Genomic DNA, 7557 nt, shown 5'->3' on the forward strand with positions numbered 1-7557 from the left:
GTAAAGCCTCTTTGAAAGTAATTTTAGCAAATCGATGTACGCATTAGTATCAATTTGGAATGGATCCATCGAAAGCGCGCCAAACACCTTTAAAACGGTGTCTTCCATTTCCATGGTATCAACCATTATGCTGCCATCATCTCTGTTTGTGCACCAAACAACCTCGACACTCAGTGTGTCGGAACAGGTTAGTATAGATCGCGCCGGTACTCCATTATCTACCGCCACTAATAATCGGTCCAGCAGGACCAATACCTTCAAATCTGTAAAACTTTGCTCCACCTTCCGCACTACCAAACTTCTTCAACATCAACTCGAAAAGCCGGTCTTCGCAGGTAGAGATGAAGAATTGTCGCTTGCCCGGCGACGTACTGATGAGTCCTCTGATGAGTTCGACGAAGCCAAATGCATTTAGATCGTCGAAATGGGTGACAGGATCGTCCATCAGAATCGGCGCGAATCCTGACCAAGTCTGGGTCAGCCGACCAGCAAGGAAGAGACTGAGCATCAGGATTTGTTTCTGTGAGTCGCTGAAGTAGTCAACTGGCTTGACATGTTTAGTTTCCCAGTCAACCACAACATGGATCTCGTTTCCTTTCGCAAGAAGTCTGACATCGCCGAATCCATACACAGTGCGAAGGCGCTTTTGGATCACCGATGTGAGAGGACCAAATGCGTCAACGTGGTTGGCGACAGCACTTGAGCTCTTCTTGTCGAGTGCGTCTTTTACGCTTGCGAACCACTTCTTGACCTCTGACATTCGCTCGGCTGCCTTGACGAGAGCCTGTTTCTGCTTTGCCAGCGATTGGGTTTGAGCTTCGAGCTCCGCCAATAGTGCAGATCGCTGTGCGGCATCGACTGTTCGCTCAAGGGTGATACAGCGTCTTCTGAGTGCATCGAGGAGATCCACACGCTCCGTGGCCCGTCTTCTCTGCTCGCTGATGGCACCTAGTGAAAGTGCATTACGGTCAATTACGGAAGCTGCATTATCCTCGTAGCGTCGCAGTGTCTCTGCCAAGCGTTCCTTGTCTCGACGAAGGGTTTTGATCTTTTCCGTCACTTCACTGATATGCTTCTCCACCTCATTTGCATTTTGCGTGATTATCTCTATCTGCGGAGTGAGTTCGCTAATGCGTTTCTCCGCTCCTGCTTTTCGAGAGGTGAAAGCCGCAGACTCCGCTGTCAATTCCTCGGGGGTCATCTCCAAGGTCAAGCCTGACGCTTCACCCTTGGCGCGTAGGAAAGTGATCTGTTGCTCCAAAGGCATAATTGCGGCATCCGCTCGTTTCCGAGCCTCTGCTTGCTGGGTAAATTTCTGCTCTAAGTCATTGACTCGTTTGGTGGTACTCATCAACTCAGGCTCAAGGTTCGTGAGTGTCTCGCGCGAGAGCCGAAGAGCGGTCTTCTCCTCGATCAATTTGCGGCCAACAGTCGCGGCAAGCTGCTTGTCCACAGGAAGCCCAAGCTCGGTCACGGTGTGCTCGAACACTGCGACCGATTCCTGTAATTCCGCTAGTTTGCTTGCCATTTCTTCCAACTTGCCGCTCTTGGATGCATGTTCGCCGATCCGAGTTTCAAGTGATGCCTTGTCTTGTTTAAGGGTTTTCCGGAGTTCGCCACAACGTTTCGCGAGGGTCTCCACATGAGGCGGTCTATCCTGCTTCTGGGCGTGGATTTTCTCAACAAGAGCAGCCTTGGATTTATGGTCAATTCCACAAGTCGGACAAATGCCGTTCTCCACATGAGCTTCGATCTTATCTAGGAGCCGAGTCAGTTCGAGTTGGTTCGCCGTATGGTTTCCATACTCCTTTTCACAGACCGATAGCTCCTTCTCCCTCGCTGCAATCCCAGTCTTGAGGTCATCAATAGCAGCGTTGGCTGTCTGTAAGGCTAATCGTGCACTATCAATAGCTTGCTGAAGTTTTATAATGCTCGTACGATTCTTCTCCCAAGATGGAAGACCATCTTTGATGGAGGACAACGCCTGGATCTGCTTTGATTTGGCGTGAACCGCCTCGCGGAGCTCAGCAGCACGATAGCGGAGAGTCTCCGCCACCGGCAGCAACGGCTGAAGCTCAGCAGTGGTCGCATCTGCTTCGCCCGCTACACGATTTAACTCCAACTGCCACTGCTGAAGAGAGCTTTTGGTCTTCTTAAAGACCTCTTGGAGACCACCCAGCTCGGCCAGGGCACGCAGTCTCAATTTTACCAGCGCGAGTGTACTTCGTTCCTGCTCAAGACTGCCTGTGAGCTTTTTCCTCGCTTCTTGCTGTTGCCTATACCCAACAGTCTTCTCCTTGAGGACCACATCAAGCTGTAAGAGTTCATCTGTGATGTGCTTTAGCGCAGACCTGTTCTCGGCGAACTGGGCGAAACCGGACTCTGTGCTTTGGAGTTGGCGGAGTCTATCTTGGGCATCCTTGAGCGCCGATTCAGCCATGGCACGCCATTCGCGAGCGGACGCCTGGTTAGGTTCGATATCGGCAATTGTCACACTGGTATGCACCTGGAGATCCTTGACCAATCTCGCTGCCATGTCTCTCAGTTGTTTGCCGGCCTCCACGGCATCTTGTGGTTCCGGCAACGCCATAATCTGAGATTGCACTTCATTCGCACGGACATTGAGAACGCTTGCCTGCTGTTTGTTTTCCGACAGCTGCTTATCGAGTTGGGCCAGGATTGCCGCAGCCTTGGCCAACCCTGACGCATAGTCATCAAGAGCCAGCATCCGATGCACAAGATCGGAAGAGAGCGTGGAGTCCTGCTCGAACTCCACGAGAAGTTCTGGGTCAGATTGACCGAATAGGTGGGTCGCACGGAAAAGGCGCTCAAGATTCTCAATGCGCGCTTTCTTCGGCTCCCAATGAGAAGAGGTAAGAAACTGCAAGGCGCTTGCCCGGTCATACTTATCAGTACCGATCAATGCAGTACCCCAATCGGCGACGCTACGTCGCACTGAGCAAACCGTATCCCCCTGGCTGACCTGCATAGACACGGAACCCTTCGCTGACCGATGAGCCCAGATGGCGCGCAAGATCCATGAAGTCATTCTGACTGATACGGCGGCGACAGAGACGTCCAATTCGCCCCGTACAAACGTAGTCAAGTGCGTCAAAGAAGGAGGTCTTGCCGAGGCCGTTTTGTCCATAAAAGACGACCACATCCGCATCAACATCGAATTCTTGCCTCTTCCTGTAGGCACGGAATGCCTCGATTTCCACACTTCTGATTCGCGTGCGTTCTGTGGGTTGGACTTGGTGCTGCACATCGGGGTCAACGCCAGTACCGATGGCGGGTAGCAGCTCTTTTCCTGTGAGCAGCTGATCCACAATACGGTTTGCGGAGTACTCTAGGGGAACGATGATCTGGCGAGCAAGCTGAGCACTTACGTTCAGATTCTGCAGGAGCGTTTGCGCCGAGGGTGGCCGCAGGACACTACCTGCACGGCCTTCTTGGAGCGGCAGGAACGGCAACCGTAGAAGTTCTCGCACGAGTTCAGCTTGGTCGCGATGTAACCAGACAACGTATTTCCGGCAGAAATAGACATCTGTTTCTATCGAGCTGAAGAATGCATCATGGGTGGATTCAGGTTCTGATCGGCAGACGACAAAGGACAGATTCCGTTCTTTCCAAGCAGTATGCTTCTGGCGGTAGAGACGCTTGAATGAGTCATACGCGGAAGCGAATGCAGGCTCTGGTGTGCCGTTCACGACGGCAAACCCGACTGAATCGCCGGGAGTTTCCAGCACGAGCAACGGGTAGTCACCGCCTTGCGGCACTATGACTTCAGGGCTCCGCCCCTCAAGGAGGTTCCCGAGTGCTGCCTTGAGTCTGCTATATGATTCGTCGAAGTCTTGGGAGAATGCCATCGAGATACCCTTTTAAAGTGCTGCTGTCCGCCGCATTGCGACAGTTGGTTATCAATGTTTGATAGTCGAGGAATGCCAAACCTCCCTCGCCAGCGGTTTCGTAAAATCTCAAGTATTCCTCAGGCGTCGGGATGAGGTTATAATGATCGTTGGCTATCACCAGAACCGGATCTGTTCCCTGATTTGGAATGTGCTTGTCGTAATGAAGACGACAATCCTGATGGGTATCACCACGGATGGCAACGACTTGAACGAAGCCTTCATCGTCTTGCACTGCGCCATGCAGTACAGCGCTTTCAAACTCCAAACTATACGCCAGTCCGAGGGATGTAAGTGAATGCAGCACGTGTTTGAGGGCGTCAGCTTCATCTGCCCCCCAGAGGTCAGCGTTGAGACGACGGCTCTCATTGCGTGACTCGTTTCCACCGGAAAAAGAACATGCCGCCCAATTCACGGAGTCAGAAGCGGCATGACCGTTGGATGAACGCATCGCGTCGATAATGTCTGGCTCAATGGCTTCAGCTTTCACCTTGAGACGACAGCCCGCAAGTGAATTTGCTGACAGTGGCTCGACACTGTCGAGCGAGTCGCAGACCCATTTGACAGCAGCAGGAACCTGACCTCCAGACAGCCTTGGATCATTGCTGTTGCAGGTGGCATAAACATGAGCCAGCGGCAACGGGTAGCTCCTGTCAGTAGTGTCTGAGGTAACAAAGCGGGGTACGCGTACGGTGAAGGCGTGGATACATTCACCCATCTCTCGAAAGACAACGTCCTTACAGCGATCCAGGATATTGCTATTCCTCAGTGAGCAGGGCTGCATACAGACTGTGGGGCGGCAGCACATGCAATCGAGCTGAGCGCTGGGCGAGAAGACGCAAGCCGAGAAACCGCCCGACCCTTTCCGTGCCGGACGCGGTGATACCGCTGTGTTGGCATGCACCACGACTGCCTTGTCGCGTTCGACGAAAGGATGCGTATTGGCATCTGTCAGAAATCGGTATGTGCTATTCAGAAAAGTTTGGTGGTTTGGGTCTGGGTTGTGCTGAACAACAAAAACCCAATCGAGTGGTGTCAGATTGGGAGCCTTCAATTCGGTGAGTTTCGCAAGGAATTCATAGCAAACGGTGGCACCAGCAAGGGAAGCGACCCAGTCAAAACAGATTAGAGTAACGAATCTGCACGGAAAGCCGCTCGGCTCATACTGGCATTCAAAGACATACACATTGGACCCACAAAACATGTCGTTGCAGCTAACGTTCATCTCCGGCCAAGCTGGGCGTACCTTCGGCTGCACCCATTTATGAATCACACCTTCACGGTCCTTGACCCATATTACACAGCAATTCACCCACTGGTTATCCCGCACGGAATCCGGTGCGTTGGACTGGCTGACCTGGGCAGCCAGCATATTGCACAGGTCTCTGTATTCATCCTTGGGGATGCCCTGGACGCCTGCAATGATGATGCTTTCATTAGGCCACGCAGCTGCAGAGATTCTGTCATTGATAACAGCTGCACCAGCAATGCCTGGGATTGCGTACTCAGGGAACAGTGTGAAGTTAGCAGAACGACTGCCGAAACCACCCCGCGCAATGTCAAGCGTACGATGGATCGCGGCCAACTGAACCTTCACCGCATCATTTGACCACCGGAAAGGCTCTTCAGTCTGAGAGTGAAACTTGATGAAAGGCTGCATAGCCACGATTCGTACTTCGTTCGACGGTATGCGAACATTGACTGTGATCTGCTCAACATCTATCACGTGTTACCTCTCGCCGGCCAGCGCCAGGACGCGCCGCCGGATGTCCTCTGAAACCCACATACCGCTTTTCTCCAGGCGATGAATCACCGGCTTGACGCTTTCGATCAAACCGGATGATTTAGCTTCCAGCAGAATCCGCAAAGTCCCCCAAACCGTGAGTCCAGCTGCGATGGCCGTTCTTCTTGCCAAGGCGTCATCCAGGAGAAGAATATGATCGGGGTGTTCGAGAGCCAAAGACATGGCGGCAATCTCTCCGGCACCGAGATCCACAACAAACCACTCGGAAGGCGTTGCCTGGGGATCCGTAATTTTCATCCAAGAATGGTCTTCGGGATTGGGGACGTCGAATCCCCGGCTTCTTCCTTCGGCCAGTTCAAAAGCCACCGCGCCGGGAACGCAAACCAAGGTAAACAGGCGGGGAAGCCACCCCAAACCGCCGCATCGGTGCAGATAGAGCAGGGGTGATGTATTGCTGATGGCTTTATCCGGCATGGGCTCCTTCCAGATCCTCCAGTTCGGAGGTGAGAGGAAACACGCGGTAACGGTTTAAACTGATGAGGAATTCTACGCGGGTCATACCGGCCAGTTCTGCGGCCCTCCCCGAAGACAAGCGCCCAAGCTCATAAAGCTTCACGGCGGCCAGGATCGGCAATTCACGGCTGAATCCGATTTCATCCGTCTTCTCTGCCAGCAGGATCTTTTCCGGCACCTCGATTACGATCTGTCTTGTTGCCATGACAACACCTCTTTAAAAGTCATTTTATTCCAAGCTATTATCCGTTAATCAGTTTCTCTTGTCAACAACCCTTTCACGCCTGAACATTCTTTGCGTTGAAAAAAGGGTGGGAGGGGTAGCGATAGTTCATACGCCGTCTCCTTCCACGGCACCCAGAAGGAGATGGGCCGCCTCGACATCCTTTTTCCAGTGCACCATCGCCACGGAGGGCTTCTGGGAAAGATAGTTCAGCAAGGCGATGATCGTCTGCCGGCGATCCCAGTAATTGGGGACCTCCTGCTTGAGATAATCCAGCCCCGGTCGCGGATCATCCTCCTCGGCGGTCTTGTACACGGCAAAGAGGATCTGTCGCAGCAGCGATCCGGCAAACCCCTCGCCGGAGAGATCACGCCCCTTGAGCTCATCGGGCGTCTTCAGGCGGGTCTGGTTGGCCGCGCCGCTGCCGAGAAGGCCCCGGTAATCGCGAATGCCGAAGCCGCGGGCGAACTCCTGATAGACCCCGTCGCGGTACTCCCCGTGGGCCTCGATCTCGACGCCCTTGATGTAAAAACGCTCCTCCGGCAAGAGGCGCTTCCAGATTGTTTTGTCCAAGCCGTCGGGGACAAGAAAATCGGAGGCGATCCGGACGGCACTTTGGATCATGTCCGTGAGCGGCGACGACTCCCCTGCCTTGCGGACCCGCCGGAGCTCGCGCTCGACGTCGATGTCCTCGATGGCGCTGTAGGCCGTGACGACCCGTAAGGCCGCGGCGTAGGCGGCCAACTGGTAGTCCGCATCGCCGAAGTTGGGGTCCTCTTTGTCGTCAAGATCCAGCATTGCCTTGAGCTGCCTCTGGACCTCGGTTTGCACATCTGGGTAAATATCAGACCGGTCCCCCCGGAGAGTGCCTTTGCGTTTGCGAAGGATGAGAAGGACCGTCCCCTGGACATATTTCCCCGTCCGGAAGGAGGTGTCCGTCTCCGTGGCGATGGTCCAAGCGGCCGTCACCCGGAGCCCTGCAGACCAGAGAATAAGGGCAAGATCAGCCCAGACATCCACGTCCTGGTGGGTGAACATGACGAGCTGCAAGCCGTTGTCGGGCATGTTCTCGGCCAGACGGCGATAGCACTCCACCATGGCGATCCGGAAGTTTTCATCCGCCCCCTTGACGGCCAGGGCGCGTTTGCTGTCGGCGTACCACTCGGGAA

At 54.0% G+C, this 7557-nt stretch carries 6 protein-coding genes; all 6 read right to left on the reverse strand.

What is annotated here, in order from left to right; all coding sequences use genetic code 11:
- Nucleotides 1–214: 214 nt before the first annotated feature.
- Entirely contained in the window at nucleotides 215–2956 is a 2742-nt protein-coding gene (locus KKH67_04235; protein MBU1318386.1) for a hypothetical protein, read from the reverse strand.
- Nucleotides 2946–3869: an ATP-binding protein gene (locus KKH67_04240; protein MBU1318387.1), complete on the reverse strand. Its 924-nt coding sequence runs from the start codon at nucleotides 3867–3869 to the stop codon at nucleotides 2946–2948. Before KKH67_04240 ends, KKH67_04235 begins: the two co-directional genes overlap by 11 nt.
- Nucleotides 3835–5634, reverse strand: coding sequence for a hypothetical protein (locus tag KKH67_04245; GenBank protein MBU1318388.1), 1800 nt, complete (start codon nucleotides 5632–5634; stop codon nucleotides 3835–3837). Before KKH67_04245 ends, KKH67_04240 begins: the two co-directional genes overlap by 35 nt.
- A 3-nt stretch (nucleotides 5635–5637) precedes the next feature.
- Nucleotides 5638–6126 carry a DUF3368 domain-containing protein gene (locus KKH67_04250; GenBank protein ID MBU1318389.1) on the reverse strand — a complete coding sequence of 163 codons (489 nt, stop codon included), beginning with the start codon at nucleotides 6124–6126 and terminating at the stop codon, nucleotides 5638–5640.
- Nucleotides 6116–6370 (reverse strand): UPF0175 family protein, encoded by a 255-nt coding sequence (locus KKH67_04255; protein MBU1318390.1) that lies wholly within the window; start codon nucleotides 6368–6370, stop codon nucleotides 6116–6118. Before KKH67_04255 ends, KKH67_04250 begins: the two co-directional genes overlap by 11 nt.
- Before the next feature lie 126 nt (nucleotides 6371–6496).
- On the reverse strand, nucleotides 6497–7557 hold a 1061-nt coding region (locus tag KKH67_04260; protein ID MBU1318391.1), incomplete at its 5' end, for a DNA methylase.

This window comes from Candidatus Zixiibacteriota bacterium (assembly GCA_018820315.1).
Lineage (GTDB): Bacteria > Zixibacteria > MSB-5A5 > JAABVY01 > JAHJOQ01 > JAHJOQ01.